Origin of the sequence: Shewanella sp. FJAT-51649 (assembly GCF_019457435.1) — a bacterium.
GTDB lineage: Bacteria > Pseudomonadota > Gammaproteobacteria > Enterobacterales > Shewanellaceae > Shewanella > Shewanella mangrovisoli.
The window spans coordinates 2,245,863-2,260,943 of record NZ_CP080411.1; the positions used below are offsets into that span (position 1 = coordinate 2,245,863).

Sequence of the window (15,081 nt, forward strand, 5' to 3'; positions counted from 1 at the left end):
ACTATGAAACACGGAGTTAAATTAATAGTTATGGGAATACTTTCGTTATTTGGTTCAAAAGCGAGTGCATCGGTTGAAGCTGATTTTTGGAAATGGTTCCAAAAGAATGAAGATATGATCTTTAACTTCGAAAGAGATACAGAAAACACTTTTGATAAACTATCTGCAGCGCTTTCTAAAGTTGATCCCGAACTTACTTTTGAATTTAGCCCTATTCGAGAGAATGGTAAAAGGGAGTTTGTAATAAGCGCTGGAGGTATAAAAAATTCATTCTCTTCAGTTGAATTGCTATTTAACTCAGCACCTGAAATGAAAAAATGGATAATCATAAAATTTCGGCCTCGAAGATCGCCACTTAATGATCTTAACTTTGGTGGTGTTTCAATAAAATCTGAAGACGTTTATTACAACTTATATAAAGATGAAGATAAGTTGGGCATTGTTTTGTTTTTTGATAACTACAACGAAAAAGAACACACGACTTATGGCAACTTAGGTTATTTATTCCTAGATGAAGCTCTTGGTGAGTATGACGTTGAAACTAAGTTGGGCTTTGTTGAGTTTCATAACAAAACTTCAGAGTATTTTGATGGAGCTAAACCAATAAAAAACCTATCAAAACAAGTAGATGAGTATTATGGAAATTAGTGGCAAATGCCGTATAACAAGTTGCTTAATTTCGTTACGGCCACAAGTAGCGTGGCCTCCACTGGACTGCCTACGCTTCGCTGCGGCAGCCAATTAGCAAAGCGTTAGCAGTACAAGGTGGGCACTTGAAGATTTCCATATTCCCTAAATGCCATTGGTCAGATTTTAAAGATACCAAGGAAGTAGAAAAGTTGATCTGGGATACTTTAAAAGTTACTTGTATCGGCGGTTCTTGGGATTATCACAATTTCACTTCTGACAGCTCACTTTGGAGTAACGGCGACTACAGCTTAACTTTGCGATATATGGCCGAAGACAGGTTACAAAGTATTGAGCTAATGAATCCTGAACCAAGAAATGCAGAGCTAAATTTTCTAGTTGAAATATTTCTTAAGAAGTACGGCCTTGTTAGTGAGTACTGCTAACAAGTTTGTGAAGTTCGCCCAACAAGTTGGGCTGGGACGCGCAAACAACGCGCGCCCCTTACAAAGGCGTTAGGCAGTTACAAATGCTGATTCGAAGCCAGACATTATTTAAAAGATCTATCTTGGTAATAACCATTGTCACGGCGTATCTATTAATTCTTCGCGGAGCAATTGGTTTCTTTCATCCCAAGTTGGGTGAGTTACTTGTACTGGTAAATTACTTAGCAGGGGAAAAAGCAATGTTTTGGGTGTTTGAACATATATCTGCACCAACTTACGATTTTCTAGTCCACTCAATATGGGGAAATGCGACCGCATTTTTTACTTTGCTTTTTTGCATTTTTCTAATGGCAGTGGTTTTAACAAAGCCCAAAACTAAACGTGGCACAAATGCCTAACAAGCGCCTTAAACATCGCGGCCTGCGGCCGCTGAACTCGCAACAAGTTGCTCGCCGTTTAGGCGATAGTTAGCACTATTCTCTAGCTATGGAGTAATTTAATGACAAGAGTCGGTATTTATGGCTATGAATGTACGAAAATATATGAGTTTTACGGGTGTAGAATAGTTCCATTATACAGTCAGTTCACCCAAGTTAAGAAGTTAGCAGCGGATCAGAATTGTTATCATTTAACGGCATTCTTAGAAATTTCTGACGAGTGCCCTTATGAATTAAAGTCTTTAGTCTTTAATTTAGAAGCCGTACTGTCTTTTATCGACCACAAGGACGTAATAATCACAAATCAGTTACGAAGTAATGAAACTTATGACTGTTTAGATGATGACTTCCCCAAAGAAGTGCAGGGGCACTTTAGGCAAAATGGCGGTGGTTGTGTAATTATGAACGATGCATTTAGTGAAAATTCACGTGAGGTTTTCATTCGCAAATCTTTAGATGTTCTGTTATCTGAAACTACACCGGTAAACACAGCTTTCAGAGGTGCTTTTTTTAGGTGTATTGAGGTCTTTAGAGGGCGTGGTAGTTTTATTGATGTATCGTATTATCTGCTGTTTTCGGGACTTGAATCATTTTGCCGAGCAATTCTAGATGACTATAAATCTAAAAATTGTGCGACACCGATAACTCGAGTGTTGGTTGGCTACGGCTTTGATGTAAAGCAGGAAAATCTCGACTCCCACTATAAATCAGTAATGACATATGTCCATTTACGAAACGCCTTGTTTCATAATGGACAGCTTGAAAAAACTACTAAAAATGACGACACCTTCAAGTTAACAGACTATTTTTCGCCTTTGTGTAGGCTCTTGCCATTGGTTTTAATCAAGTTCATTGAGTTTGATGATGGTTATCTGAACTGGAACTGTTGGTTAGATCGTCAGCCATTTAAGGGGCGTAAGTAAATAGTGCTAACAAACAATTTAAGAGTGATTCAGCACGCTTGGCATTTTTCGTTTGGGTTGAGTTTAGTGTTTACGGTGGTCTAGCTAAGTTTAGTGGTCGCGTGCTTCACACCTTAATTGGGCGTTAACCCCCTAGGAGAATTATGAAGCATCTAAGCATATTTTTAATTCTTGTATTTACTGCTTTTAGTCAATCTACATTCGCTTGTTCCTTTGGAGGTGCGGACCTTTTTAAACCCACCTTGGAACGCTGGGAAGAACATCCTGGACCAGCTCAAAAAGGTGAGAAAGGAGATTACTGGGAAAAAGTTCCAGCTCCGGTAGTCAAGGTTTCAAGTATCACAAGAGGTTCGGCTAAATCAGGCAGCTCGTGCGATGCCGCAGGGGTTATCCTGTTAGAAATCTCGTTGCCGAAAGAATCGACCTATTCAATTGAAGAATTTGCTGTCTATTTCCGTGTTAAAGAGGGGCTGTTGCCGGATGCTATATTTCCTGACGTTCCGCTAGTTGGAGAGTATAAAGATGGGAAAATGACATTGTTACTTGCGTGGCTGGATGGGCACCCATCGCGTCAAATACCTCTTGATTTAAAGGTAGAGGCATTCTTTATTACCAACAGCCTTAACATTGGTGAATCTACCACATTCAATATTGTGGCAAGCAAGGGTTAACAAGTGCAGGCGTTAGGAGACTAGATCGATGGTTACATTTAGACCAGCTAAGGATTTAGCAAAAGCAGCATATTTTACTCTGTCGAATATGCGGCCATATTATGAACGATACTCTGTAGATTGGGATCAAGCCCAGATTGAGCAAATGACACAAGAGCTTGTGAACTTTGATATTTTATTTGAAGAAAAGCTTGTTGGTGTTGTTAGATTATCTTTTGACATTGAAGAGTGCTGGCTACGAGATTTGCAAGTGGATCAGAGTTACCAGAATCGTGGGATTGGCTCAATCGCTATTGCTGAGGCGGAACGTCTGGCGAAAGAGCATGGCTCTCACATTTTGAAGCTTAAAGTGTTTAAAAATAGCCCTGCCGTTTATTTGTACAAGAGACAAGGGTTTGGTTTAACAAGTGAAGATGATCGGTTTTACTACATGAGCCGTGCTGTATCCTAACAATTAAATTTTATCGCCAGCAAAAAGTGATGGCGGCTACGTAGCCGCTGCGCGGCATTCCGCGCTAATTTTGGGCGTTAACCTATAAACATTTTTACCCGAAATTCACCTGATTCAGCTGACGTCCTGACACGCTTTTGTTCCTTTCCACGCGCTCTTGCTTCGGCTTGTATGAAACTTGAAAACGTGAGGCTGTTCTTTTCCTGACGCATTTTAGTGGCGAGTATTAATCTTTATTATTCAATGCTTCATCTTTACTGTGAAAGATTGGGCGTATACGCCAAGCTAGGCCGAAACGTTATTTCTCTCCCACAAAAAAGGCGCTAGTGCGCCTTTTTTGAAGAATAAATCTTGGGAGTAAAGCGACTCGCTTAGGGTTTATCTTGCTCAACTTGGGTTGTTTTATCACGATTTTCATTCACCACATCCGCAGACTTATCGGCATCGGGTGAGGGATTGGCGCGATTATCGGTCTTTAACTGTTTCTCTTTATCGTGCTGACCAAACTGGGGCAGTTTGAATTTGGCACTGTATTTCAGTGCGGCAAGATTGCTGGCAATCACTCCGACCACCAAAATAATAATGATCCACACTTCTAAGCTCGACATGGCAACTCCTTATTGAGCAACGCCCTGATTAATCAACGGCTAAACGCTGCTCACACTTACGAATATCTTCCGGCGTGTCAACTTCGATTGAGTCGAAGGCGCTGATGGCGACTTTGATCTTATGGCCATGTTCTAAGGCGCGTAGCTGCTCTAATTTTTCCAGATCTTCGAGACGACCTAAGGGTAGGGCGGCGAAGGCTTGCACAAATCTGCGCGTGTAAGCATACACACCTAAGTGCTTGTAAACTGGATAATCTTTGGTATCGCGGCCGAAGGGAATACGTGCGCGGGAGAAATACAGTGCGTAATAGTCGTTATCGAACACCATCTTCACATGCATAGGGTCATCGAGTTCGGCTTTGTTGACAATTTCATAGCCGAGGGTCGCCATTTCGAACTCGCCTGGGTGACGTTCGAAGAGGCTGATCACTTGCTCGATGGAAGTCGGGTCGATTAGGGGTTGGTCGCCTTGAAGGTTGATGACCAGATCGTCATCCTTCAAACCTAATTGGTTAATCGCATCATTGATACGGTCTGTGCCCGATGCCGCATCAGGGCTGGTCATGACCACTTTGCCACCGAAGCCTTCTACAGCGCTTTTAATACGCTCATCATCGGTTGCAACATAAATATTGGTGAGGCCTTTGGCTAACGACGCGCGTTCGTACACGTGTTGGATCATCGGCTTGCCGTTAATCGGGGCTAAGGGCTTGCCCGGGAAGCGGCTTGAACCGTAACGCGCCGGGATTAACAGAGTCACATTCATTAAATTATCCTAATTTGTCAAAGATATGCAGTGTAGATAGACAAAAGGGCTCACAACGAGCCCTTGTCATCTGCTTGAGAGCTTAAATGCGACGGAACAGGGCAGTCAACATTTCGTCAGTGACTTTCTCTTCCCATGTTGGGCCGTACACGTTTGCCCATAATGGACCCATGCTCTTAGTCACGGCAACCATTTTCGCGATGGTTTCATCTGGCAGATCTTTACAGATGTTCTTCGGCAGAGTGATGTTGTGCTTCTTCATCATCAGACGGAATTCAGCTACACCTTCTGGGTAGAATTCTTCTAACACGTCGAAGGCGATACAGTTACCGATACCATGGTGGTAGCCGAGGATGTAAGACAGACCATAAGATACCGCGTGGCATGCACCCACTTGGCTGTAAGCGATACTCATACCGCCCATAAATGACGCCATCATCAGCTTGTCGTCTTTTTCTGGGTGATCTTCTAAGTACACTTGGCGGCAAAGCTCCATGGCTTTTTCGGCGTATGACTTAGAGAACTCGTTTAAGAAGGTACCTTCTAATGATTCAACGCAGTGGATATAGCAATCCATACCTGTGTAGAACCATTGGTCAGTTTCAACGCCATCGATTAACTCAGAGTCCATGATGATTTGGTCAAACACTGTGTAATCTGAGTTCAGACCCAGTTTACGTACTGGACCACACAATACTGCGGTGCGTGATGCTTCAGCACCCGTACCTGAAATCGTTGGAATACCAATGTGGTGAACCGCTGGGTTTTTGATTAAATCCCAACCTTGGTACATGGCAGAGCCGCCTGGGTTGGTCAGCATCAGTGATACCGCTTTTGCGACGTCCATGGTTGAACCGCCACCTAAACCCACTACGCTAACCGGTTGTTTGCCGTTGAAGGCTTGAACTTGTTCGGTCAGAGTGTCGATTTGCACTGTGCTTGGCTCATCATCTACGTTAACCCAAATCAGTAAGTCTTGGGCTTTCACTGGGATGCGTGCTTCGAGTGGTTTGCCTTGGTGAACGTCATCGACTAAAAATACCACGAAGTCATCGTCGGCCTTACGCTGTGCAGCTAATACTTCGTCTAATTGTGCGAAGGAGCCACGACCGAAGATCATCTTTTCAACTACTTTAAAATTTTTAAAACTCATTGCAAAAACTCCCGTTTAATTATTGGGCAAATGCTTTCTTAATGTTTTCAATACGCTCGGCAATCTGAGCATCGGTCCAAGACAATTTAATGAGCATGGAAATAGTGCGGCTCATAATGGCATCAGATTTCGGCACAGAAATTTGAGTATAGTCAGGTCTGTCGGCGATTAATGTGATTGGCAACGCAGCAGGGGCCTTAAGCTCCTGAATGTGTTTCCAGTTTTTCAGATAATGCCAGTTGTTCACGTACCAGTAGAAGCAACCGTCAACGCCATTCTCAGCCAGTTTTTTGCTGATCTCTTGGGTACGGGCTTCTGTTGGTAACATAAAGCTTAAGAAGCCCGCTGAATCACCCTCTGGATCAGGGATTTCGCGGAAGCTGACTTCAGGAATGCTCGCCATCGCTTCTTTAATGACTTTTTTGTTTTTACGTTGAATGTCGATAATGGTATCGAGTTTACGTAACTGGGCTAAACCTAAGGCCGCGTTCATTTCAGAGATACGGAAGTTCAGACCCATAATTGGGTGTGACTCGGCGCCACGGTCTTTACCAATATGGTCATGGCCGTGATCGGAGAACATATGGGCGTGATCGTAAATTTCGGTGTTATTGGTGATTACCGCGCCGCCTTCACCACAGGTGATGGTTTTAACAGAATCGAAAGAGTAACAACCGACATCACCGATAGTGCCTAGGGCTTGGCCCTTGTAGCTGCCGCCAATGGCTTGGCAAGCATCTTCTAACAATACGATGTTGTGCTTAGCGCAGACGGCTTTGATTTCGTCCATCTTGGCCATAGAGCCACACATGTGTACTAAGTTTACCGCTTTAGTGCGTGGGGTGATCGCCGCTTCAATGCCTTCTGGTGATAGACACAGGGTCTCGTCGATTTCGGCAAAAATAGGCACAGCACCGGCCATGAAAATCGCTTCAACAGAAGCAACAAAGGTAAAAGGTGGCACGATAACTTCGTCGCCAGCACCAATGCCTGCCGCCATTAAGGCTGTTTGCAGCGCAGCAGTACCGCTAGATAAGAGGTGAGCATGCTTAACATTCATTTTCTCGCAGAGCAGTTGCTCCATATCGCGAGTCTTCCAGCGATCATTACGCATATGGTCGAAGTTATAACGGAAGGTAAAGCCGTGCTCCATCACATCGGCGACTTCTTGCTTTTCTTCTGGACCAAATAATTCAAAACCGGGCATGGAAGGTATCTCCTTAGAATTTGTGGCGCATGGTCGCGCTGCAATTAACTGGCGGATTATAACTGGGCTAAAGATCCCTTGCGATGTTTTATTGATGAAAATAAGGTCATGTTGACGTTTCGAGCTTAGATTTTGCTCACTTAACCCTGTGTTATTACATGTGTTCGTGCTTGCTAGCCCTTGTTAGTCGTTGTATTCGGGGCATACGAGTCCATTTAGCGAGGTTTCGCTCATGGCTTAGCTCATCAGCGTGAGCTTAACGGCGTTATGCAGAGCCAATGGGGCGAGTGCGGAATACCTTGGCGTTTATCTTTGCACGTTCAATCTGGCGGGGGCTCTAGTATGTGGCGTGCGATAGATGCATCAAAACAAAAAACCTGCACGGGGCAGGTTTTTGGCGGGTAAACGTAGCGCTTATGGCGCGTTTCACTCAAACCGATTTAAATCTTTTGCGCGCGATCGACGGTCACATCAAGGTCGGTTAACAGACCATTATCGATACCGTAAATCCAGCCGTGGATCGCCAGTTCTTGGCCGCGAGCCCACGCTTCCTGCACTATGGTGGTGCTGGTGACGTTGGCCACTTGCTCAATTACGTTGAGCTCACACAGGCGGTCGAAACGCTTGGCTTCATCCATTTGCATTAGTTCATCGTGGTAGATGCGGTAAATATCGCGTAAATGGCCGAGCCAGTTGTCGATAAGGCCTAAGCGTTGGCTGCCCATCGCCGCACGTACACCACCACAGCCGTAGTGGCCTACTACCATAATGTGCTTCACCTTAAGCACATCGATGGCGTATTGCAGTACAGACAGGCAGTTGAGATCGGTATGGATCACCATGTTGGCAATATTGCGGTGAACGAAGACTTCGCCCGGCATTAAATCGATGATTTGGTTTGAAGGTACTCGGCTGTCGGAACAACCAATCCAAAGATATTCAGGGTTCTGCTGTTTTGCCAGTTGCTCAAAAAAATCAGGGTGCTCTTGGCGAATGCGTCCGGCCCAGCGGCGGTTGTTATCGAATAAGGGTTTGAGTAGTTTCATTTTAACCTATTGTTTTATTGACATATTAAAATGTCTTTATTGCCCTAAGTGATGCAAGCAGCACATTTTTAGCAAGAGTATACCAGTAAATTTACGCTTGCTGGTCTATCCAATGTGCCACAGTGTAGTGACACATTGATGATAGGTGCGCAGTTACAATACCTTCGCTAAAAACCGAGTTAAATGCTCAGTGACGAAGTCAGCTTGCTCTAGGCTGGAAATATGCCCAGCGTTAGGAATATGCACTAATTGACTACCGTCGATGGCATCGCTCATCAGATAACTTTCGAGCACGCTGCGGGCCTTGTCCTCAACGCCGACCATGACTAAACAGGGCAGAGTAAATTGCTCGGCAAATTCCATGGTATCGCGGCGGCCAAAAATAATCCGCCCAAGTTTTACTATGCTCGGGATAGTCTCTGGCGTTTGCGCGGCCAAGTAGGCTTCAAAACGCTGCACTAATTCGGGGTTATGTTCTTTAGCATTATCGGCGAAAAACAGCGGTGAAATGGCGCTGATAAGTGGTGCAGGAATACTGCCGGCGGCTTGGATCATGTCTAACATGCCAAAATATTTGGCGCGGGTGATCTCGGGTTCAAACCCAATAAAACTGTCGAGCATCACCAGTGCATTGACACGCGCCGGCGCTTTAAGCACAAGCTCTGCGCCCCACATGGCGCCCACGGATAAACCGATCACCGCAAATTGTTCGATATCAAGGGTATCCATCAGGGTTAGCATATGCTCGCTGATGTCTAAGAGGCTGTTGCAGCTGTCTGGGACGGCGCTCGATTGGCCGTGTCCCCAAAGATCCGGCACGATGCAGCGATACTGTTGACTTAAAATGGCAATTTGCGGCGCCCACATGGCGCTATCCCAGAGGTAACTGTGGCCAAATAATAGCGCTGGGCCTGAACCTATATCGAGGTAACTGAGTTGGCTACCGGCGATGTTGAGTTGTTTTCTGTATGAAGAAAAATCCATAAAACCTACTTTTTTAAGATAAGCGCCGAGTATAAGGCGCCATCAAGTTGTTGAATTGCGAAACCTTAAGGCTTTGCTATTCGATGTACATATTCCGCCACAAGCACAGGTAAGCGGGCGAGCACCGCTTCTTTAAGCAGCATATCGCTGTCCTGGATAACCTGCGCTAAGGCCTGCACCTCAAATTGGGGTAACAGGGTTTGAGACACGGGGAAATAGCTGATATGCCAAGGCTCGGCGCTGACGGCACTTTTACCGCGCTGAAAAGGGAAATAAAACCCAAAATCCTTGGCATGCTGGAGTAGCCACTGGTGCAAGTGGGCGCAGGGGCCGCCGTCAATGTATTCGGCTTCGACTAAACGCAGGGATTTCACCTCGATTTGCTTAGCATCAAACACATCGATATCCGTGCCCCAGTGATGACGTGACGCGCCGGGCAGTGCCGACCAGAGTAAAATCAAATCGACTAATGCATCATCGCTCAGTGGACTGATATCCACGGGCTGCTCGTTGATATCCAGCACTACACGCTTACCGCTGGCTTTAGCGTTCCAAATGGCGAGTTGCCGGTCAAAAGGACGATAGGCCGAGCAAATCGCAAGAGCTATCCCATCTTTGGCGGCGCTGTCCACCATCGCCTTAAAGGCGAGGGCGGTTTGGGCTTCCAGCATAAAGCGTGTTTCATTTGGGTGATGGGGACTGAGCAGTTCGACTAATTGCAGTCTCTCCGCTGACTCTTGTATTAAATCAGCGGATAAGTCGGTATTTAAGCTTGTGTCGAAACCGCTAACTACACCGCTCTCTATTCCGCTCTCTATTCCACTCTCTATTCCATAGAGCTGGGCAGTGTTCCTTAAGCGTGGCGTGGCGTTTAACACAGTAACTGTTCCAAAATCACTTCGTAGCACAGGGCTAACTGCTCGAGATCGTCGATTTTCACGCACTCGTTCACTTTATGGATAGTGGCGTTCACTGGACCGAGTTCCAACACTTTGGCGCCCGTTGGTGCTATAAAGCGTCCATCAGAGGTGCCGCCCGTGGTTTGCGGATCGGTATCATAGCCAGTGATCTGACGGATCGCATGGCGAGTTGCGTCTAACAGTGGGCCTTCGCCAGTTAAAAAGGGCAGGCCGTTGAAGGTCCAGCTGAGGTCATAATCCAGTTCGTGGGCAGTTAATAGGGCTTCCACGCGCTCAATTAATATCTCCGCGGTCACTTCGGTCGAATAACGGAAGTTAAACATCACCTCTAGGGTGCCAGGGATCACGTTCGATGCGCCCGTGCCGCCGTTAATATTGGCGATTTGCATGCTGGTGGGCGGGAAGAATTCGTTGCCATTATCCCAATGGGTTTGGCTTAACTCGGCTAAAAACGGCGCGGCTTTGTGAATTGGGTTATCTGCAAGGTGCGGATAGGCCACATGGCCCTGAATGCCCTTAACGGTCAAGTTGGCGGTGAGACTACCACGGCGACCATTTTTGACTACATCACCGAGTTTTAGGGTCGATGAGGGCTCGCCTACTAGCGCCCAAGTGATTTTTTCATTACGGGCTTCTAGGGTATCGATAACCCGTGTGGTGCCATTGATAAAGGGGCCTTCTTCATCGCTAGTGATCAAAAACGCAATCGAACCGGGATGATTGGGGTGCTTAGCCACAAAACGTTCGGTCGCGACGATCATTGCCGCCAACGAGCCTTTCATGTCGGCGGCGCCGCGGCCATAGAGGTAACCGTCAATAATGGTTGGCTCAAAGGGTGGGGTATGCCAGCGGCTCAAATCGCCCGCGGGGACCACATCGGTATGGCCGGCAAAACAAAATACGGGACCTGCATTACCGCGACGCGCCCACATATTGGTGGTGTCTTCAAAGACCATGGGCTCAATATTAAAGCCAATGGCGGCAAGACGTTCGGCCATCAGGGTTTGGCAGCCTTCATCCAGCGGGGTGACCGAAGGACGGGCGATTAATTCTTTAGTCAGTTCGGTAACTGGGTGGGTGTTCGAAGCGTGCGTCATAGGGAAAATACCTTCTTATATTCGGCTTCGTTAAAGCCCACCAACACTTGTTCACCCACGGTGAGCACTGGACGCTTGATCAGCGTCGGGTGAGTGAGCATCAGTTGAATGGCTTTGGCTTGGTCGATATCCGCTTTATCGGCATCACTCAAGGCGCGAAAACTGGTACTGCGTTTATTAAAGACGGTTTCCCATCCGGCAATTTGACACCAATGCTGAAGATCCTTTTCTGCTAATCCATCTTCCCTAAAGTCATGGAAGTTGACCGAAAGTTGATGGGTTTCAATCCATTTACGGGCTTTACGCACTGTATCGCAATTTTTAATACCAAAAAGGGTCAAGATGATGCTCCTATCGAGGGGCGCCGTTGGCACGCATTGATTTTGCTCGCATTGTGGCATTGTGTGCTGGATGCCACAAGGGGGATATAAGCTTGTGTGGGCGGTAACTATTCAGAATGCGACTAGGAATAGCAGGGCGAACTGAGAGGAAAAGCTTAAGCGTCAGTTAAGTATTGGCTTCTAGTCTAAGTTTTGAGCCTGAGTACTGAACCTGAGTATTGAGCTTAAATCGACAAGGGGATCGCGATGAATATCAGTGCAAGCAGCCCAATGTTAGCGCATAGCTATACCGCCAACCGTTCGTCTTCACCCACAGCGTTACCCGCTCAGCCAACGCCAGCCAAGGTGGAAGAGGTAAGCGAGTCTGCCAAGGAGCGCGCCCGTGAGGCGAGTCAAGGCAAATCGATTGATACCTATGCGTAACTGAGCGTGAAGCCAATAGATAAAAGCCGAGCAATTGCTCGGCTTTGTGTTTTAGGAAGCAAGACTAATTAAAACATGAGGTTGATTAGAAGTTCATCTCTACCGCTAAATAATATTCACGTCCAACAACGTTGTAGTAAGAACGTGGATAATGCGGCCAAGAGTTTTGGGTTTCATCAATCTCAGGGCCCGCATCGAAGATATTATTAATACCGCCGGAGAACTTAATCGCATCGGTTAACATATAGCTGGCTGCCCAGTTCACTTCGACATGGCTGTCGATTGTGACGGCGTACTTGTCCGCTAAACCGTTGTTAATAAATGCCTCTTTACGCTGGCCATTCATGCTGTCGGTATACTTGATCAGCAGGTTAGTGGCGAAGTCATCGTAGTTCCAACCCAGATTTAAGTTACCACGAATTTGTGGGGCTGAGCCGTCACCATCGATCAGATCTAAAGGCTCAGAATCTGGGGTTAATTGCTCTTCCCATTTCAGCAAATAGGTGCCTTCTAACCGTGCGGATAAATCGCCGTAGCCTGACGTTTCATAGCGATAACCTACCGAGAAGTCGATACCTGAGGTTTCTTGGGATGACATGTTGATGGCTTGAGTATTCACTTGAATTAATTTGCCGCTGGCATCGCGGAAAATCTTATCGGCGAAGGCGTCAGCGTGGTCCAAGATATACTGGGCGCTTGGGCTGTTCACTAGGTTATCGATTTCAACAATCCAGTAGTCCAAGGTTAGGTTGATATCGTTATAATCCCACACCATGCCGAGGTTATAGTTTTTACCGGTTTCCGCTTCCAGCTCTGGGTTGGCACCGATAGTAATTGGCAGTGAGTCAATTTTCTCACAGGCGGGGCCCGTGCCACCTGCGGCTTCACAGGTTGGAGTGTCGATCACTGTGCTATAGGCTGCCGTTGGCTCACCAAATAGGCGCTGCATATCCGGTGCGCGGAAGGTTTCCGCATACAGACCGCGTAACAACAGGTTATCAATCGGGCGATACTCGACCGCGACCTGTGGGCTGAACTGACCGCCGACATCGGATAAATCGTCATAGTAGTCGTAACGGCCCGCAAGGGTAACAGTGAGGTTTTCGATCACAGGCACGGCGACTTCGGCATAACCTGCATATTGCTCACGCTCACCTTGGGCGCTGCTGCCGCCTTTACCAATCACGCCACCATTGCTGGTGAAACTATCTGACTTATCGTAGAACCATTCTTTACCGTATTCGACGCCCACGGCATAAGCCACTGTGCCTGCTGGTAATTCAAAGGCATCGCCACTGATCCCCGCGTTGAAGCTCGATAGGGTGGATTGCCCCTTCTTGCCACCTTGGAAATCCAGCAATGCTGCATCTTCTGCCGAGATCACATCCAGTAGTGAATTGCCGTTTGTGCCCGCGGTGAGGTAGTTCCACATGCTTTGGTAGGTTGGCGAGCCTGCGGTGGTGGATTCCACCGTTTGACGTGCAATCGACCATGAGGTGTCGTACTCGATTGAATCGGTGAGGTAACCTTTGCTGCCTAATAAGAAGGAGAAATTGTTAGTCTCAAAATCAGAGGTGCGCGGACCTAACTCAGACATACGGCGAGTGTAGTAATAGTCCCCATCGGCGGCGCCGGCAAAATCTCCGCCGAAGGCGGTATTTTTATCGAAGACTTGGGATAACCCATTGAGTTCATCAAGGATAGTGACGTTATTGCCCGACACGTTGAACATAAAATCTTCACCGACCGTTGCCGATTCAATCTCGGTGTAGGTCGAGGCATGGGTGTAATCGAGGCGCGAATACAGCTGATGATTGTCGTTTAAGTCTTTGGTGAGGTTGATCATCGTTGAGTAACGTTTTTGCTCAGGCGAGAAGTCGCGCTGTGCGGAGCGATCGAAACCACACTTACCATTGGCCATCATCACATAACCGCGCGCATCACATTCTGCGGCGCTTAAGGTCTTGAGTAATTTACCATTGTTATCCACAAGGTTGGCGCCATAGGAGCTGTAACTGGAATAGTAGTTACCCGGAACAATATCGGTTCCCCATTCAGGACGGTCTGAGGCTTTTAACGCTTGGCGATCTTCATACTCGGCGAAGAAGGTCAGGTTTGCTTTATCACTGCTGACACCCGTCATAAAGGAGAACTGGTTATTTTGCAGACCACCATCGAAGGTATCAGAGTGACGATATTTGAAGGTGCTTTGTTCAACGTCTTTTTTCAAGATGATGTTAATTACACCGCCCATCGCATCTGAGCCGTAAATTGCCGAGGCGCCCGTGGTTAAAATCTCGATGCGCTCAATCGCCCCTAACGGAATGTTGGCGGTATCGACAAAGCTGTCAGTCCCACCAGCCCCAAACGGATATTTAGGCACACGTTTGCCATTGATTAATGTCAGTACGCGGCCAGCGCCTACACCACGCAGGTTGACGGCCGATGCCGCAGGGGTAAAACCGTGCACTTCCTGCTGGGTCATCGATCCACCAGAGTTTTGCGACAGGTTACCTAGCACGTCTTGCACTGAGTTAAAGCCGCCTTTTTCGATGTCAGCTGCGCTCACCACCACGATAGGGGAGGCATTTTCAAGATCGGTACGTTTAATACGTGAACCCGTGACTTCGATACGCTCCACTTTATCATCGATAACGGCCGCTTCATCGGCGGCAAATACCAACGGAGATAATGATGTTGATACTAGAGCGAGTAAACTAAAACGAACCGCGCGTGCCACGGTTGTTTGCGTAGTCATATTTTCATTCCCTTTGTTATGCCGTGATGATCAGGAAGGTTTTCATCATGGCTTATATTTATTTGCAACTGCCCTCCATAGCCGGAAAATTATCATTAACAACTTTAATATCAACCGCTTATTTGTTATTGAATAGCTGTAACAGTGTTGCATTTGTAATATTTAAAAGGCTAATTAAGTGTGCTGAAAAATAAAGAATGGCGGTATGGCGAGCGAAAATAAC

General features: G+C 46.7%; 16 protein-coding genes. 6 read left to right on the forward strand and 10 right to left on the reverse strand.

All coding sequences use genetic code 11. The features are described from left to right. The first annotated feature begins 3 nt into the window (after positions 1–3). The 5 genes from K0H59_RS10065 (at position 4) to K0H59_RS10085 (ending at position 3,555) form a co-directional block, all read left to right on the forward strand. Entirely contained in the window at positions 4–648 is a 645-nt protein-coding gene (locus K0H59_RS10065; protein WP_220055428.1) for a hypothetical protein, read from the forward strand. Between the two features lie 125 nt (positions 649–773). Then, positions 774–1,073, forward strand: a complete 300-nt coding sequence (locus K0H59_RS10070; protein ID WP_220055429.1) for a hypothetical protein — start codon at positions 774–776, stop codon at positions 1,071–1,073. A gap of 499 nt (positions 1,074–1,572) precedes the next feature. Next, positions 1,573–2,433 carry a hypothetical protein gene (locus tag K0H59_RS10075; protein WP_220055430.1) on the forward strand — a complete coding sequence of 287 codons (861 nt, stop codon included), beginning with the start codon at positions 1,573–1,575 and terminating at the stop codon, positions 2,431–2,433. Between the two features lie 143 nt (positions 2,434–2,576). Then, entirely contained in the window at positions 2,577–3,104 is a 528-nt protein-coding gene (locus tag K0H59_RS10080) for a hypothetical protein (RefSeq protein ID WP_220055431.1), read from the forward strand. A gap of 28 nt (positions 3,105–3,132) precedes the next feature. Further along, positions 3,133–3,555: a GNAT family N-acetyltransferase gene (locus K0H59_RS10085; protein ID WP_220055432.1), complete on the forward strand. Its 423-nt coding sequence runs from the start codon at positions 3,133–3,135 to the stop codon at positions 3,553–3,555. Positions 3,556–3,926: 371 nt separating this feature from the next. Here K0H59_RS10085 and K0H59_RS10090 read toward each other — a convergent pair whose 3' ends face one another. The 9 genes from K0H59_RS10090 to K0H59_RS10130 form a co-directional block, all read right to left on the reverse strand. Further along, positions 3,927–4,163: a DUF2897 family protein gene (locus tag K0H59_RS10090; RefSeq protein WP_220055433.1), complete on the reverse strand. Its 237-nt coding sequence runs from the start codon at positions 4,161–4,163 to the stop codon at positions 3,927–3,929. 28 nt (positions 4,164–4,191) lie between these two features. Beyond that, the gene (gene kdsB / locus K0H59_RS10095; protein ID WP_011622622.1) at positions 4,192–4,929 is read right to left on the reverse strand and encodes an 8-amino-3,8-dideoxy-manno-octulosonate cytidylyltransferase KdsB; all 738 of its coding nucleotides are present in this window, start codon (positions 4,927–4,929) and stop codon (positions 4,192–4,194) included. 82 nt (positions 4,930–5,011) lie between these two features. Beyond that, the gene (gene kdnB / locus K0H59_RS10100) at positions 5,012–6,082 is read right to left on the reverse strand and encodes a 3-deoxy-alpha-D-manno-octulosonate 8-oxidase KdnB (protein ID WP_088211218.1); all 1,071 of its coding nucleotides are present in this window, start codon (positions 6,080–6,082) and stop codon (positions 5,012–5,014) included. 19 nt (positions 6,083–6,101) lie between these two features. Continuing rightward, positions 6,102–7,289: an 8-amino-3,8-dideoxy-alpha-D-manno-octulosonate transaminase KdnA gene (gene kdnA, locus K0H59_RS10105; protein WP_011716906.1), complete on the reverse strand. Its 1,188-nt coding sequence runs from the start codon at positions 7,287–7,289 to the stop codon at positions 6,102–6,104. Between the two features lie 440 nt (positions 7,290–7,729). Then, positions 7,730–8,335: a carbonate dehydratase gene (can, locus tag K0H59_RS10110; protein ID WP_011716907.1), complete on the reverse strand. Its 606-nt coding sequence runs from the start codon at positions 8,333–8,335 to the stop codon at positions 7,730–7,732. A 153-nt stretch (positions 8,336–8,488) separates the two neighbouring features. Further along, positions 8,489–9,319, reverse strand: a complete 831-nt coding sequence (locus K0H59_RS10115) for an alpha/beta fold hydrolase (protein ID WP_220055434.1) — start codon at positions 9,317–9,319, stop codon at positions 8,489–8,491. Positions 9,320–9,384: 65 nt separating this feature from the next. Further along, on the reverse strand, positions 9,385–10,197 hold the full coding sequence (locus tag K0H59_RS10120; RefSeq protein ID WP_220055435.1) for a M15 family metallopeptidase: 813 nt from the start codon (positions 10,195–10,197) through the stop codon (positions 9,385–9,387). Further along, positions 10,191–11,336: a succinyl-diaminopimelate desuccinylase gene (gene dapE / locus K0H59_RS10125; protein WP_220055436.1), complete on the reverse strand. Its 1,146-nt coding sequence runs from the start codon at positions 11,334–11,336 to the stop codon at positions 10,191–10,193. Before dapE ends, K0H59_RS10120 begins: the two co-directional genes overlap by 7 nt. After that, on the reverse strand, positions 11,333–11,737 hold the full coding sequence (locus K0H59_RS10130; RefSeq protein WP_011716911.1) for an ArsC family reductase: 405 nt from the start codon (positions 11,735–11,737) through the stop codon (positions 11,333–11,335). Before K0H59_RS10130 ends, dapE begins: the two co-directional genes overlap by 4 nt. A 186-nt stretch (positions 11,738–11,923) precedes the next feature. Here K0H59_RS10130 and K0H59_RS10135 point away from each other — a divergent pair, with 186 nt between their 5' ends. Further along, entirely contained in the window at positions 11,924–12,100 is a 177-nt protein-coding gene (locus K0H59_RS10135) for a hypothetical protein (protein WP_220055437.1), read from the forward strand. An 85-nt stretch (positions 12,101–12,185) separates the two neighbouring features. Here the strand turns inward: K0H59_RS10135 and K0H59_RS10140 are convergent, their stop codons facing one another. Beyond that, on the reverse strand, positions 12,186–14,858 hold the full coding sequence (locus tag K0H59_RS10140) for a TonB-dependent siderophore receptor (protein WP_220055438.1): 2,673 nt from the start codon (positions 14,856–14,858) through the stop codon (positions 12,186–12,188). Between the last annotated feature and the right edge of the window lie 223 nt (positions 14,859–15,081).